Origin of the sequence: uncultured Eubacterium sp. (assembly GCF_934561735.1) — a bacterium.
Classification (GTDB): Bacteria; Bacillota; Clostridia; order Oscillospirales; family Acutalibacteraceae; genus Eubacterium_R.
The window spans coordinates 38532-52834 of the sequence record NZ_CAKTGT010000007.1; the positions used below are offsets into that span (position 1 = coordinate 38532).

A 14303-nucleotide genomic window follows, 5' to 3' on the forward strand; every position below is an offset into this window, starting at 1 on the left:
TTTAGGGGATAGTTTATGATGAATTATACACTTAACGGTACGGAGTCTTTGGGTATAGAATTCGGTTCAACCCGAATAAAAGCTGTGCTTATTGACAAGGATTTTAACCCTATCGCTTCAGGCTCCCATACTTGGGAAAATCAGCTTGTAAACGGCATTTGGACCTACAGCCTTGATGATGTTTGGTCAGGGCTTCAGGATGCTTATAAAGACCTTAATAATGATTGTGAAAGTAAGTTCGGCTCAAAAATCACAAATCTTGCGTCGCTCGGCTTTTCCGCTATGATGCACGGCTATCTTCCGTTTGATAAAGACGGCAATCAGCTTTGCGAATTCAGAACTTGGCGTAACACGATTACAGGCGAGGCGGCTAAGGAACTTACGGAGCTTTTTGATTTTAACATTCCGCAAAGATGGAGCATTGCTCATTTGTATCAGGCAATTCTCAACGGTGAGGAGCATACAAAAAATATCGCTTTTCTTACAACTCTTGCAGGATATGTTCACTTCAAGCTGTCGGGGCAGAAGGTTGTCGGTGTCGGCGAAGCGTCAGGTATGTTCCCTATAGACAGCACCGTTAACGATTATAATTCCCAAATGGCAAAAAAGTTCAATGCTATCCCTAAGGTTAAAGAACTTGGCATTGATATTCTTCAAATTTTGCCAAAGGTTCTTGTGGCAGGTGAAAATGCCGGTACTCTCACCGAAGACGGTGCAAGACTTCTTGACCCCTCGGGCACTCTTAAATCGGGTGTTCCTATGGCACCTCCAGAGGGCGATGCCGGAACGGGTATGACCGCTACCAATGCAATAGCTGTTAAAACGGGTAATGTCAGTGCAGGTACTTCGATTTTTTCAATGGTTGTTCTTGAAAATCAGCTTTCAAAGGTTTATGAAGAAATTGATATGGTAACAACTCCTGTCGGCAAGCCGGTTGCAATGGTGCACTGCAATAACTGTTGCACGGACCTTGATTATTGGGTAAATGTTTTCGGTCAGTTTGCTTCTGCCGTCGGAAAGCAAATTTCCAAGCCGGAGCTTTATGACGCTTTGTATGAGGCCGCACTTTACGGTGAGCCTGATGCAGGCGGACTTGTTAATATAAATTATTTTTCAGGCGAACCAGTTTCTCACACAGAGGACGGCAGACCGCTTTTTGTAAGAACGCAGGGTGCAAATTTCAATCTTGCAAACTTTATGCGTTCGCAAATTTATTCAACAATGGCAACCCTCAAAATCGGTATGGAAATTCTTGAAAAAGAAAATGTTACTATCGATTGCCTTATGGGTCACGGCGGACTTTTCAAAACTCCGCTCGTCGGTCAAAAACTTATGGCAGGTGCAATGAATTGTCCTGTTGCCGTTATGAAAACAGCAGGCGAGGGCGGAGCCTGGGGTATGGCTGTCCTTGCAAAATATGTTGTTGACGGTGTTGAACCGCTCGACGAATATCTCAATAACAAAGTGTTCGTAAACAGCGAATGTAAAACCGTTGCACCCGATGAAAACGATGTAAACGGCTTTAATGAATATATGAAATTATATAAGTCGGCACTCAAAGCAGAAATTGCCGCTTATGAAAATATTTAAGGAGAATAACAATGGCATTTAAAGATTATGAATTTTGGTTCGTAGTAGGCACTCAGTTCCTTTACGGCGAAGATATTTTTGAAACTATCAATTCTCACGCAACAGAAATGGCAGACGAATGGAGCAAAAAACTCCCTTGTAAGGTTGTTGCAAAGCCTTGTGTAAAAACATCAAAAGAAATTTTGGATGTTATGCAGGCGGCAAACAATGATGAGCACTGTGCAGGTGTTATCACATGGATGCACACTTTTTCTCCGTCTAAAATGTGGATTGCGGGATTTAATGCTCTCAAAAAGCCGTTTCTTCATGTAAATACCCAATATAACCGTGATATTCCGTGGCAGGATATTGATATGGACTTTATGAATCTCAATCAGTCCGCACACGGTGACAGAGAACACGGCTATATTGCCGCTCGTATGAGATTAAAGCAAAAGGCGGTTGCAGGCTATTGGAAAGATGAAACCGTTCAGGATAAAATCGGCACTTGGATGAGAGCCGCAGTCGGTGCTATGGAAAGCCGAAAACTTCGTGTTCTTCGTATTTCAGACAATATGCGTAATGTAGCAGTAACCGACGGCGATAAGATTGAAGCACAGATTAAACTCGGTTGGCAGGTTGACCACTACGGCGTGGGTGATATTATTAAACTCGTTAATGCCGTTACCGACGATGAAATCGACGCTCAAATGGCTGAATATGAAAAGAATTATATTATGGATACCGACAATATTGATGCCGTAAGGTATCAGGCAAGGGAAGAAGTTGCAATCAAAAAGTTCCTTGAAAAAGAGGGCTTTGGTGCATTCCATACAAACTTTGAAGATTTACAGGAGCTTCGTCAGCTTCCGGGTCTTGCCGCTCAGGACCTTATGCGTCAGGGCTACGGCTTCGGTGCAGAGGGCGACTGGAAAGTTGCCGCTATGACCCGTGTTATGAAACTTATGGCAGAGGGTATGCAGGGCGGTACAGCCTTTATGGAAGATTATACATATCATTTTGAGCCAGGCAACGAGATGCTCCTTGGTTCACATATGCTTGAGGTTTGCCCAACCGTTGCGGCAGAAAAAGCAAAAATTCAGGTTCACCCTCTCGGTATAGGCGACAGAGAAGACCCTGCCCGTTTGGTATTCAAGGCTCAAACAGGCAATGCGATTGTTGTCACTCTTGTTGATATGGGCGACAGACTTCGTATGATTGTCAATGATGTTGAATGTAAGGAACAGGTAAACGATATGCCAAAACTTCCTGTTGCAGGTGTTTTGTGGAAGCCGCTCCCTTGCCTTCAAACTTCGGCAGAAGCATGGATGTATGCCGGCGGTGCACATCACAGCGTACTTTCGTATTCACTTAATGCAGAACATATGCGTGATTTTGCCGAAATTATGGGTATTGAGTTTATACATATCAATAAGGACACAGAGATTAACGAATTCAGAAAAGAATTGTTTTATAACGATGTTGCATACAAACTCGGTATGTAAGGAGTAAAAATGTTAGAAGCGTTAAAAAAAGAAGTATTTGAACAAAATTTAAAACTTGTTGAGTACGGTTTGGTTGTGCTTACTTGGGGTAATGTATCGGCTATTGACCGTGAAAGCGGACTTTTTGTAATAAAGCCGTCGGGTGTGCCATATAGTAAAATGACTGCCGATGATATGGTTGTTATGGACCTTGAGGGTAATAAGGTTGAGGGTAAACTCAATCCGTCTTCCGATACGCCTACTCATATGGAACTATACAGAAATTTTAAAGATATAGGCGGCGTTGTTCATACTCATTCGTCTTGGGGATGCTCATGGGCACAGGCAGGCAGAGATGTTCCGGCTTACGGCACAACTCATGCCGATTTTGCCAACGGTGCCGTTCCTTGTACAAGAGGGCTCACCAAGGAAGAGGTTGAGTCGGCATATGAACTTAATACCGGTAAGGTTATAGTTGAAGAATTTGCCAAAAGAGGCATTTCTCCTGAGGAGTGCCCGGCTGTTCTTATTCATCGTCACGGCCCTTTTACATGGGGCAAAAATGCCGAAAAAGCAGTTGAAAATGCCCTGATTTTGGAGGAAGTATGCAAAATGGCATACAGAACCGAATCCGTTGCGTCATTAAGCAAGGATTCAAATATCGGAATAGAAGATTATCTCCTTGACAAGCATTATGAGCGTAAGCACGGCAAAAACGCTTATTACGGTCAGGGAAATAAATAGGAGGACAATATATAATGAAAAAAACAAGCAAACTTTTTGCGATTCTTTTATCGTTCGTTTTGCTCATCACTTCAGCAATGCCTGTGTATGCAGATGAAGTTGCAACAAATGATTTGGCAAATGCCGTTGTCACTTTTACCGGAGCAAAAACAAGCTATGAAGCAACCGGAGAACCGATTGAACCGAGTTATACCGTAACTCTTAACGGAATTCTTCTTACAAAAGATATTGATTATATCGATGAATTTTTCAATAATGTAGATGCAGGAACTGCAAAGCTTGTAATTACTGCTGTTGACGGTTCTGCTTATCAAGGTACAAAATCGGTTAATTTTACAATTACTGCAAAACCGGAAGAAACTACAACCGTTAAACCGGTAAAGCCGATAAAGCCTGTTACTGCACCTAATGCTGTAAAATTAAAGGCTTGCTACGGTGCAAAAAACAGAAAAAAACTTGTTGTTGAGTGGAGCAAAGTTTCGTGCGACGCTTATCAAATTATGTACTCCAAAGACAGTGCGTTTAAATCCGGTGTTAAGTATGTTTTGGTAAAAGGCAAGGATAATATTTCCAAAACCGTAAATGTTGCAAATAATAGTAAAAAGTATTATGTTCGTGTAAGAGCGTTAAAATATGATGCAAACAACAAGCCTGTATTCGGTGCTTGGTCAAATAAGCTCAACAGTGCATTTACAAGAACTTATTCAAAGTATTCTTCAAAGTATGTAAATAATAAGGACAGAACCACAAATCTCAAAATTGCATCAAAGGCAATAGACGGTACGGTCCTTGCACCGGGTGAAACTTTTTCATTCAATGATGTTGTAGGCAAAAGAACGGCAGGCAAAGGTTATAAAAAGGCTCATGTTTTCAACGGTCCAAACGCAATGTCAATGGGTATCGGCGGCGGTGTATGCCAAGTAGCTTCTACCGTTTTCAATACCGTTTTGCTTTCCAACCTCAAGATTGTCGAAAGACATCAGCACTCTCAAAGAGTATCATATGTTCCTCTCGGCAGGGACGCAGCTATTTATTGGCCTACTCAGGATTTGCAGTTTAAGAATAATACAAACTATCCTATAAAGATAAAGATGACTGTTAAAAACGGCGTTATCTCATGTACATTCCTTACAAGTCAAAATGTTAAACCTAAAAAGGTTAAGGTTACCGTTAAACGAAGCGGTAAAAACTTTACTATGAAACGCTATGCAGGCGGTAAGTGCAATTACACAACAAAGTCATATTATTAATACTGTCCAAAAAATGACACCTGCCATTGAATTTTGGCAGGTGTTGTGTTATTCTATATTAAAAAAGAGGTGACTATATGCTTACATATATTTTGTTGGGGATTTGTATAGGGCTTTTGATTGTTACGATAGCTCTTTTGCTTTCTCAAAGAAAAAACAGCAATTCAGCAAAAACAGAGGAACTAACCCGTCAAATTATCGATACCGTTAACAAACACGATAATACAGCAAGAATAGAGGAACTTTCCCGCCAGATGAACGACCTTGTGAATAAGAATTACGAGCAGCAGGTCAAGGTTGTTGAAACGCTTAATAATAACAATATCACCCAAACAAAACTTATTCAAACATCTATTGCTTCTATGCAGGAGAGCAATGAAAAAAAGCTTGAACAAATGCGTGCAACAGTTGACGAAAAGCTCACTTCAACACTCAACAAGCGTATTGATTCATCGTTTGAACAGGTGTCAAAGCAGCTCACTTCTGTTTATAAGTCGCTCGGTGAAATGAAAGATTTGTCGGTCGGCGTAAGCGGTCTTAACCGTATTCTTACAAATGTAAAAACAAGAGGTACTTGGGCAGAACTTCAACTCGGTAATATCCTTGAACAAATTATCCCTAATATGTACGAAACAAATGTAAGGACAAACCCTAAATATAACGGTCAGGTGGAATTTGCCGTTAAAATTCCAAATGCCGAAAATGACGAGGTTTGCTGGCTTCCTATAGATTCAAAATTTCCTATGGAAGATTATGTTCGCCTCAGCGAAGCGGCTGAACAGGGTAATATCGAAGCCGTAAATGCTGCTCAAAAAGCTCTTGAAGCAAGAGTAAGAGATGAAGCAAAAGCAATTAAAAATTATATCAGCGAGCCGTTTACAACGCCGTTTGCAATTATGTATCTTGCAACGGAAGGACTTTACGCCGAGATAATGAACAGCAAAACGGGGCTTCCCGAAAAACTTCAGGCAATGGGAATATTGGTAGCGGGTCCAAGCACCATCACCGCACTTTTAAATTCCTTGTCGCTCGGTTTCAGTTCAATCGCCATCAATAAGCGTGCAAATGAAGTCTGGAAGGTTCTCGGCAATGCCAAAAAGCAGTATGATTTGTTCGGCACCCTCCTTGAAAAAGCTAAGAAAAAGATTGATGAAGCCGGCAAAACCATTGATGACGCAAATCACCGAAACGATATTATTCAAAAGAACTTGAAGTCGGTCAACTCACTTGATACAGACCCTACGGATATTGAACTTCTCGATTAACGGAGTGTGAGTGTTATGCAACAATTCACTAAAAAGGAAATAAAATCGTCAATGCTCCGATTGTTGCAGTCAAAGCCTCTTGACAGTATTAAGGTCAAGGATATAATTGATGATATCGGCATCAGCCGAAACACATTTTATTATCATTATCACGATATTTATGATGTGCTCAAAGATATTTTTGACGATACTATGGCAGAATTTAATAAGCCTAAGCCTGAAAGATTTGATTGGAAAAAGGCTTTTCAAAAAATGTCGGAGAATTCCCTTATCAAAAAGAGCATTATAACAAATATTTTCAAGTCAAAATATTCCGACAATATTAAGAATTATGTTACAAATGTTGTCGGTGAAGCTGTTTATAAGAGGATAAAGGCGGAGCTTGCGGCTCAAAATAAAGTTGTTGACGATTATGATTTAAAAATTTTCACAACATTTTACAAGCACGCTATTACGGGCACATTTTTTGAATGGGTTCATAACGGAATGAAGGTTCCTCCAAAGGAATTTTTGGAAAAGTTGGGTCAAATATCGAGTAAATATAATTTTTAAATTGATTTTTTGTATTACAAAAGATGAAAAGTGCACAAATATTGTGTACTTTTCTTTTTTTGTCAGTTTATTTTTTGTTTGAAAAATGCTTTAATGTAGTCAAAGGGAAGAACGCCTAACAATCGGTCGGTTCTTAAGTTAGGATTCAAGCATCTTATAAGTTCTCTTTTCAATGTTTCTCCAAAAAGTTTGTTTTTCTCAAAATTGAGCCGACTGTTATCCGGTGCGGATTGTTGTTACAGCAGTTCGTGCCGGAATATATTATAAAAAGGATGTGAGGTTGTGAAGTACCTAAAAAATATCAAAGGCATATATATTTGCGTATGTATTTTGTTTATGATTATCGGATTAATGCTTGCCGGATTTCCGGAATTCTCAATGGTTGCCGTTTGCTATATAATCGGTATTATGCTTATTATTCTCGGCACAATCAAAATTTGTGCTTACTTTGCACAGGACAAGTATAATATAGCGTTTCAGTTCGACCTTGCACTCGGTATCTTGTCTGTTATAATCGGTGTGTGTACACTTATTCATCTTAATTGGATAATAAATCTTTTACCTATAATTATAGGCATTATGATAATTGTCGACAGTCTGTTTACCTTGCAGGCATCAATAGATGCCAAACGCTTCGGACTACCTCGCTGGTATTTGCTTCTTATTTTTTCAATAGTATCCGTGGCTCTCGGTCTTGTCCTTGTATTCAAATCATTCAAAAGTGCTGTTGTAATAACAATTCTTTACGGGCTCGGCTGTTTCTTCATCGGATTTGAAAAGCTTGTTTCAATTATTTATACAACACAAAGAATAAAAAATAAATCAAAACATAATAATTCAATAGATGTAGAGTATTCAATACATAGTGACGAGAATATGGGGTGATAATTTATGGTAGAATATGTAACCGGAAATAAAGGTTGCGGCAAAACCAATATGCTCCTGCAAAAGGCAACAGATTTATCAAAAGACGAAAATAAAACCGTAATTTTTATAGATTACAGCAATGATTTAAAATGTTTTTTGCCACGCAATATCAGATACATCAATTCAAACGATTATGATGTGGTCGGTGCAATTCAGCTTTACGGATTTTTGGCAGGGCTTTGTGCAAGCAACTTTGATATAACTGATGTATTTGTTGACTGTACGCTTAAAATTATAGGCAACAATAAAACAAGTATGGATGATTTTATGAATCTTATGAGCGAGGTTTCAACCGCAACGGGTATAGATTTTCATTTTGCTTATTGTGATGAATATTCGCCCGATTTGACAAATGAAACGATAAATTAAAGGAGCGTTCAATGCGAACGCCCCTTAATTTTTTTGATATTTAATTATCTCTTAATATCGTCCCACTTAACGCCGTCGATTTGGAACAAATCGTCAAACTTGTAAACGTTTGTTTCTTCCTTAGTGTGGTTAGGATACCAAACTTGTGCGAAGAATGGGTTTGTTCTTGCGATGTTGTCGTAATCCCACTGCTTCTGAGGAATGTAGCATTCAGGACACCAGTGACCGCCAAGAAGAATAAGAGCAGGAGAAGCTTCAAACTCTGCACCGCAGTATCCGCACTTCCACTTGAGCTTTGTAGCCATATCGCCCTTCTTCATTGTTTCGCTGAGGCATTCGCCGCCACGGAATTTAGCAGCTTGCTTCATATCTTCAATGTCAAGTTCTGACTCAGGCTTTGTTTCATCATAACCGTGGTCAAGCTTGAATTCGTCTGCATCAGATGTTTTCTTTGCAAACTTTGTGATTTCAAAGTCTTCCCACTTTGTAGGAATCTTTGCCCAGTCCTCATATGTGCCGTAGTATGCTGAAAGTCTTTCCTGATTTCTTGTAGCAACCCAGTCAAGAGTACCGAAGTCTTTTGTTGTAGCAATCTTCTTCATGAATGGCTTTGCACAAGCTGCAACGAGATTCTTTGGAAGATATCTTGGTATTTTGAAGTAGAATTCAACCTGATCTGCAAGTCTGTTGAAGTAATCCTGAACAGGGAGATTCTCTCTGAAGTGGAGGAATTCTTCAAGCTTGTCACCGTCTGCATAGAATTGACCGTGGAAGTTCTTTGTGATGAACCAGTTAGGGTCAAAGAGCTTTTCAGGGCCTGCAAGACCGAGAGTGCCAAGAAGGAGGCATTCAAACTCGTAGTTGGAAATTCTGTATTGTTCGCCTGAACCGATGTTGAAGAAATGGTTCCAGAAATCAGCACCGAGTGTGCCTTTTTCGTCTTCAAGTACAAGGTTGCACATAAGTCTGCCCGAGTCCTCAACAGTACACCATTCAAGTACACCGTTAATCGGTACATGGAACATAATAGGGTCCATATTCTTGAGAATGTTTGGATAGAGAATACCGCTCTGACGCATTACAACCCAATTCTTGATGCCGCTTTCAACAAATGTGCGCTCTGCAACAGTCTTTGAAATTGCATAGTGGTCGTAGATAGAAATTTTGATAGGGTCACCGCATCTGCCCCAGTGGATAGGGTAGTTTCTGTCGCCTGTTTCAGCAACAGTACCGATGTAGCATACCTTAATATCATCAGCGTTCGGTTGAGCCAAAACAGCCTTGCAGATGTTCTGTGCAGCACCGATGTTTGTTTTTTGTGTTCTGTATGGCTTCCAGTCAGCAGTAGGAGATACCATACCGCCGATATGTAATACATAGTCTGAACCTGTTACGCCTTCGAGGATTGAATCGTAATCGCCCAAGTCACCCCATACAACCTGAACATTAGGCTTAGCCATAATACCTTTTAATTTTTCTTCGTTCTTTGGGCTTTTTCTTGCAAGCATCTTGATGTTGATTTCATTTGGATGCTTAATCATTTCCTGAACTGCAGCCCAACCCATATTACCGGTACCGCCGGTAACGAATACGGTTTTCTTTGCCATTATTTTTCCTCCTTAAACAGCAAATTGTACTTATTAACAATAAGCATAAATGTTAACATATTAATTATAAACTATTTCTAAACAAATTACAATATAAATTAACAAATATTTCAATAAAAATTTTGTTGACAATTTATATTCTTTATAGTATCATATGTGTAGTAAAAAGGAATAGAGATTATCAAGAGTGGTCGAGGGACTGGCCCTGTGACACCACAGCAACCTGCATGTTGTAAGGTGCTAATACCTGCGGTAAGATAATACCGAATGATGAATTATCAGCATACGGTAACCGCCGTGTGCTTTTTATTTTGTCCTTTTTGCCGAAAAATAAGTAATTATACAGAAAGAGGTAATATATATGTCACGCTTTTTATTTACAAGCGAATCTGTTACAGAAGGTCATCCTGACAAAATCTGTGACCAAATTTCAGACGCAATTCTTGATGCTATGATTGAACAGGACCCACAGTCCCGTGTTGCCTGCGAAACAACATGCACAACAGGTCAGGTTCATGTTATGGGCGAAATCACAACAAAAGCTAATGTTGATATCAACGCTATCGTTCGCAAAACTGTTTGCGAAATCGGATATGACGACAGTGCAAAGGGATTTGACGGCAACACTTGTGCCGTTATCACTTCTCTTGACAAGCAATCACCTGATATAGCTATGGGTGTTGATAAGTCATTTGAGCTTAAGAATAATGAAGAAGATGAGGACAACCTCAACGGTGCCGGCGACCAGGGTATGATGTTTGGTTACGCTTGTAACGAAACCAAGGAACTTATGCCAATGCCTATCTCTCTTGCTCACAAGCTTGCTCTCAAACTCACAGAGGTTAGAAAGAACGGCACATTGCCTTATCTCCGTGCAGACGGCAAAACTCAGGTTACTGTTGAATATGTAGACAACAAGCCTGTTCGTGTTACAACAATCGTTGTTTCTTCACAGCACAGTGCCGATGTTTCTCTTGAACAACTCAGAGAAGATATTATCGAAAATGTTATCAAAACAACTGTACCTGCCGAACTTATGGATGAGGATACCGTATTTTATGTAAACCCAACAGGCAGATTTGTTATCGGCGGTCCTATGGGCGATTCGGGTCTTACAGGCAGAAAGATTATTGTTGATACATACGGTGGATACGCCCGTCACGGCGGCGGTGCTTTCTCCGGTAAAGACCCAACAAAGGTTGACCGTTCAGCAGCTTATGCTTCAAGATGGGTAGCAAAGAATATTGTTGCAGCAGGTCTTGCAGATAAGTGTGAGGTTGAGCTTGCATATGCAATCGGTGTTGCAAAGCCTGTTTCTGTAATGGTTGACACATTCGGCACAGGCAAAAAGGATGATGACGAAATCAGCGAAATCGTTAATAAGGTATTCGACCTTCGTCCGTCCGCAATCATCAAGAACCTTGATTTGAGAAGGCCGATTTACAAGGCAGTTGCCGCTTACGGTCATATGGGCAGAGAAGACCTCAATGTTCCTTGGGAGCAAACAAATAAGGTTGACGAAATCAAAAAGTATATGTAATTTTACATTATAATAGCAAAACGGCTTGAATTCTTTCAAGCCGTTTTGTTTTACTGTTTTTTAATTGTGTTCTTTGATTTAACAAGTTTCTTTATACTCTTTGTGTGCTGTAATGCTTTATCTTTGCCTTTTTTGCAATAGATTTTGTTGCCTTTGATTGTAACTTTGTTGAACTTTGCTTTTGACTTTAAGTTCCACATTTTAAGTCCGGCTGTGTTGCCGTAAATCTTGTTGTTGGTAATAGTCGCGTTTGCTTTTGATGCGTTGCCGCCCTTTGGCACACTGTCAAGTCCCACATACATTGCAACCGAACGATAGTCCTTGAATTTTCCTGTGGTTTTGATTGTGCACTTGTTGACATTCAAACCGAGTACATCATACATATTGAGTGCTTCGTTTGTTGATGTGATTGTGCAGCCCTGAACCTTAATATTCTTGAAAAATGTGTTGCCGACTCTGTTTGTGCCGATGCCTCTTGCAAATTTGATTTTGCAGTTTGAAATCGTGATGTTTTCGCAAGCTGTATCATCCCACGGAGCACCTGACGGAGAATTGCTCTGCTTATATGTGTTGTCAATTTGGATAGCTTCGTTTGAGCCTTCGCCTACATATCTGCTTCCGCCCATAGCCATATTGCAGTTTTTAATTCTTGCGTTTTTAACTCCTGCCAACTCGATAAAATGTCCGTTGTAGTTGTTTTTAAATGAGCAGTTTTTGATGGTGATATTTTGAGCGTGCATAAACAAAAATGACGAGTAGCCAACATAAAATCCGTTGTCTTTCAAGGCCTTTTCTGTGTTAGGCTCTGCTGTGCCAACCCAAGTTCCGCCGTTGATTACAACATTTTTAAGCGAGCCGTATCCGCCTGAACCTTTTCCGTATGAACTGTTCATATGAAATCCGTTGATTAGCAAACCCTTGCCGTCTGTTTTTTGATTGAACACAGCACCGTTGGAATTGAGCGTAGTGTTGTCAAAAATCGGCAGGGAATTAGTCAATGTGTATTCGCCGGGTGCAAAATTAACAACAAGTTTGTTGCACATACTGTCTTTAAGAACTTTGCGGATTGAAATGGTGTCGTCCTCCTCACCGTTCGGTGAAATGTTAACAATTCTTGTTCCGTCATCGCTGACAGTGTCGGAATCAATTTGAGCGGCAAACACAGTTGATGTGCCAAATGTAAAAATGAAAAATAGGCAAATTGTGATTAAAATTGAATATACTTTTTTCATTGTCTTTTCTCCTTTATATACATATATAAATATATTACCATTTATATATAATCTTGTCTATTAGCAAAACAAATAAAAAAGCACTTGAGTTTTTTACTTTCAAGTGCTTTGAGTTGATTGTTATTATAATTTGCTGTCCTTTTCAACCGCTTTGTCAACGGCTTTGTGAATTGCGGAATTGAATCCGTTTTCCTGCAAAGAGGTAACAGCTTCAATAGTTGTTCCGCCCGGTGAGCATACCTTGTCAATAAGCTCATACGGATGTTCGTCACTTTCAAGAATCATTTTGGCACTGCCGAGTACAGCCTGTGCAGAAATTTTCAATGCAACATCTTTCTTCATTCCGTTTTTAACGCCCGCTCTTGCAAGTTCGTCAATGAACATATACGCAAGTGCCGGGGTGCAACCGCCGAGAACGCCGAAAAGAGGGAAGTAGTTTTCTTCAAGATAAATGATTTTGCCGACAGCCGAAAAGATTTTTTCGGTCAAACTCTTGTCATCATCGGTCGCTTTGGCATTTGCCGTATATGCACAAATTGCCTCGCTCACTTTTGCGTTGATGTTTGGCATTACACGGATTATTCTGTTGTCGTGAGTAAGCTGTGACGCAATGAATTCGGTGCTTTTGCCTGCGGCAATGGATATAATCAAGGTGTCCTTGTCGCCGAGTGCTCCGTCAATTTTTTTGAGAACCGAGGAGAGCACATTCGGTTTAACAGCCAAAACTACCGTATCGCTGTTTTTTACAATTTCTTCTTCGCTGCTAAAAACATTAATGTTGTACTTCGCTTTTATGCTGTCTGTTGCAGGGGCATAAACATCAAAAACATTCACTTCTTCCGCTTTTACAGCCTTGTTGTCAATGATTCCGCAGATGATGGCACTTGCCATATTTCCGCATCCGATAAATCCGATAGACATATTTTTACTTCTTTCCTTTTATTTGGCAATATTTTTTTCTCGTAGCTTCGCCGCCTCGTATGTGTCTTTGCGATTTGTTGTCTTGCAAAACAGCGTTTACCTTGTCGGCAAGCAGGGGAGAAATTTCTTCCAATCGTTTTGTAACATCCATATGTACCGTGCTTTTGCTTATGCCGAAAACTTTTGCCGTTTGCCTCACGGTTGTTTTGTTTTCTGCAATGTATTTACCAAGCTCGATGCATCGTAATTCAACATTTTTGGTCATATCGATTACTCCTTCTGAGTAATTAATATGACCGTGTTTTTGTTTATATTACTTTGAGATTATTCTTCGCTTGAATCTGTTGTGTCTTCGTCGTTCTGAGTTGAATTTACAACATCTCCGAGCAAATCTGTAAGCGTCTTGGTTTCGATTCTGTCAACTCTGTTGTATTCAACGCTTTGTGTTGCATTTGAATCCAAACCGCCTTCTTGACTTACAGACATTGAAAGAGTCTTTTTATCTACTTTAAATTTGTAAACAACAGTGCTGTCGCTTGAAGGATTTGAAAGTGTGAGTTCGTCACCTTTAACCGTGTAGTCACCCTTAAATGAGAAAGTACTGAAGTAGCTTTCGTAAGTTCCGTCCTCGTAGAATTCATATGCCGAACTTCTTGTTTCGTTTTGCCATTTGCCGATTAAAAGTTCAGGATTTGCCGAAGAAAATGCAGAACTTACCATTTCGGCAGGATTTTTGTGCTCAACGGCACAGTAAATTCCCGTAGGAACCAAAGTCATAATCAAAATGCTCAAGATGATTACCAAAATAATTTTGGCAACACCGGATGTTTTCTTTTTACTCAT

14 protein-coding genes and 1 riboswitch are annotated in these 14303 nt (G+C 40.0%); of the genes, 9 read left to right on the top strand and 5 right to left on the bottom strand.

All coding sequences use genetic code 11. The features are described from left to right. The first annotated feature begins 15 nt into the window (after positions 1-15). The 8 genes from Q0E08_RS06740 (at position 16) to Q0E08_RS06775 (ending at position 8160) form a co-directional block, all read left to right on the top strand. Positions 16-1590, top strand: coding sequence for a xylulokinase (locus Q0E08_RS06740; protein ID WP_294778260.1), 1575 nt, complete (start codon positions 16-18; stop codon positions 1588-1590). Between the two features lie 11 nt (positions 1591-1601). After that, positions 1602-3074, top strand: a complete 1473-nt coding sequence (araA, locus tag Q0E08_RS06745; protein ID WP_294778262.1) for an L-arabinose isomerase — start codon at positions 1602-1604, stop codon at positions 3072-3074. A gap of 9 nt (positions 3075-3083) precedes the next feature. Continuing rightward, positions 3084-3797 carry an L-ribulose-5-phosphate 4-epimerase gene (locus Q0E08_RS06750; RefSeq protein WP_294778264.1) on the top strand — a complete coding sequence of 238 codons (714 nt, stop codon included), beginning with the start codon at positions 3084-3086 and terminating at the stop codon, positions 3795-3797. Positions 3798-3811: 14 nt separating this feature from the next. Next, on the top strand, positions 3812-5047 hold the full coding sequence (locus Q0E08_RS06755) for a VanW family protein (RefSeq protein ID WP_294778266.1): 1236 nt from the start codon (positions 3812-3814) through the stop codon (positions 5045-5047). Positions 5048-5124: 77 nt separating this feature from the next. Continuing rightward, complete coding sequence (locus Q0E08_RS06760; RefSeq protein WP_294778268.1) at positions 5125-6312, top strand: DNA recombination protein RmuC; 1188 nt, start codon at positions 5125-5127, stop codon at positions 6310-6312. 15 nt (positions 6313-6327) lie between these two features. Then, positions 6328-6864 (top strand): TetR/AcrR family transcriptional regulator, encoded by a 537-nt coding sequence (locus tag Q0E08_RS06765; protein WP_294778270.1) that lies wholly within the window; start codon positions 6328-6330, stop codon positions 6862-6864. A 282-nt stretch (positions 6865-7146) separates the two neighbouring features. Further along, positions 7147-7749, top strand: a complete 603-nt coding sequence (locus tag Q0E08_RS06770) for an HdeD family acid-resistance protein (protein ID WP_294778272.1) — start codon at positions 7147-7149, stop codon at positions 7747-7749. Between the two features lie 6 nt (positions 7750-7755). Continuing rightward, positions 7756-8160 carry a hypothetical protein gene (locus tag Q0E08_RS06775; RefSeq protein WP_294778274.1) on the top strand — a complete coding sequence of 135 codons (405 nt, stop codon included), beginning with the start codon at positions 7756-7758 and terminating at the stop codon, positions 8158-8160. Positions 8161-8204: 44 nt separating this feature from the next. Here Q0E08_RS06775 and Q0E08_RS06780 read toward each other — a convergent pair whose 3' ends face one another. Further along, a complete protein-coding gene (locus tag Q0E08_RS06780; protein WP_294778276.1) occupies positions 8205-9767 on the bottom strand; it encodes an NAD(P)-dependent oxidoreductase in 1563 nt (520 codons plus the stop codon). Between the two features lie 175 nt (positions 9768-9942). Next, a riboswitch (SAM riboswitch) is annotated at positions 9943-10044 on the top strand. Between the two features lie 84 nt (positions 10045-10128). Here Q0E08_RS06780 and metK point away from each other — a divergent pair. Then, a complete protein-coding gene (gene metK / locus Q0E08_RS06785) occupies positions 10129-11307 on the top strand; it encodes a methionine adenosyltransferase (protein ID WP_294778278.1) in 1179 nt (392 codons plus the stop codon). Positions 11308-11357: 50 nt separating this feature from the next. Here the strand turns inward: metK and Q0E08_RS06790 are convergent, their stop codons facing one another. From Q0E08_RS06790 to Q0E08_RS06805, 4 genes are all read right to left on the bottom strand, one after another. Beyond that, positions 11358-12539: a hypothetical protein gene (locus Q0E08_RS06790; protein WP_294778280.1), complete on the bottom strand. Its 1182-nt coding sequence runs from the start codon at positions 12537-12539 to the stop codon at positions 11358-11360. A 123-nt stretch (positions 12540-12662) separates the two neighbouring features. Continuing rightward, a complete protein-coding gene (proC, locus tag Q0E08_RS06795; protein WP_294778282.1) occupies positions 12663-13460 on the bottom strand; it encodes a pyrroline-5-carboxylate reductase in 798 nt (265 codons plus the stop codon). A 4-nt stretch (positions 13461-13464) separates the two neighbouring features. Then, positions 13465-13725 carry a sporulation transcriptional regulator SpoIIID gene (spoIIID, locus tag Q0E08_RS06800; protein WP_294778284.1) on the bottom strand — a complete coding sequence of 87 codons (261 nt, stop codon included), beginning with the start codon at positions 13723-13725 and terminating at the stop codon, positions 13465-13467. 59 nt (positions 13726-13784) lie between these two features. After that, positions 13785-14303, bottom strand: coding sequence for a DUF5640 domain-containing protein (locus Q0E08_RS06805; protein WP_294778286.1), 519 nt, complete (start codon positions 14301-14303; stop codon positions 13785-13787).

Bases quoted from the DNA above. Each gene is read 5' to 3' on its own strand.
- Q0E08_RS06740 (WP_294778260.1), top strand. From the start codon at position 16: ATGATGAATTATACACTTAACGGTACGGAGTCTTTGGGTATAGAATTC.
- araA (WP_294778262.1), top strand. From the start codon at position 1,602: ATGGCATTTAAAGATTATGAATTTTGGTTCGTAGTAGGCACTCAGTTC.
- Q0E08_RS06750 (WP_294778264.1), top strand. From the start codon at position 3,084: ATGTTAGAAGCGTTAAAAAAAGAAGTATTTGAACAAAATTTAAAACTT.
- Q0E08_RS06755 (WP_294778266.1), top strand. From the start codon at position 3,812: ATGAAAAAAACAAGCAAACTTTTTGCGATTCTTTTATCGTTCGTTTTG.
- Q0E08_RS06760 (WP_294778268.1), top strand. From the start codon at position 5,125: ATGCTTACATATATTTTGTTGGGGATTTGTATAGGGCTTTTGATTGTT.
- Q0E08_RS06765 (WP_294778270.1), top strand. From the start codon at position 6,328: ATGCAACAATTCACTAAAAAGGAAATAAAATCGTCAATGCTCCGATTG.
- Q0E08_RS06775 (WP_294778274.1), top strand. From the start codon at position 7,756: ATGGTAGAATATGTAACCGGAAATAAAGGTTGCGGCAAAACCAATATG.
- Q0E08_RS06780 (WP_294778276.1), bottom strand. From the start codon at position 9,767: ATGGCAAAGAAAACCGTATTCGTTACCGGCGGTACCGGTAATATGGGT.
- metK (WP_294778278.1), top strand. From the start codon at position 10,129: ATGTCACGCTTTTTATTTACAAGCGAATCTGTTACAGAAGGTCATCCT.
- Q0E08_RS06790 (WP_294778280.1), bottom strand. From the start codon at position 12,539: ATGAAAAAAGTATATTCAATTTTAATCACAATTTGCCTATTTTTCATT.
- proC (WP_294778282.1), bottom strand. From the start codon at position 13,460: ATGTCTATCGGATTTATCGGATGCGGAAATATGGCAAGTGCCATCATC.
- spoIIID (WP_294778284.1), bottom strand. From the start codon at position 13,725: ATGACCAAAAATGTTGAATTACGATGCATCGAGCTTGGTAAATACATT.
- Q0E08_RS06805 (WP_294778286.1), bottom strand. From the start codon at position 14,303: ATGAGTAAAAAGAAAACATCCGGTGTTGCCAAAATTATTTTGGTAATC.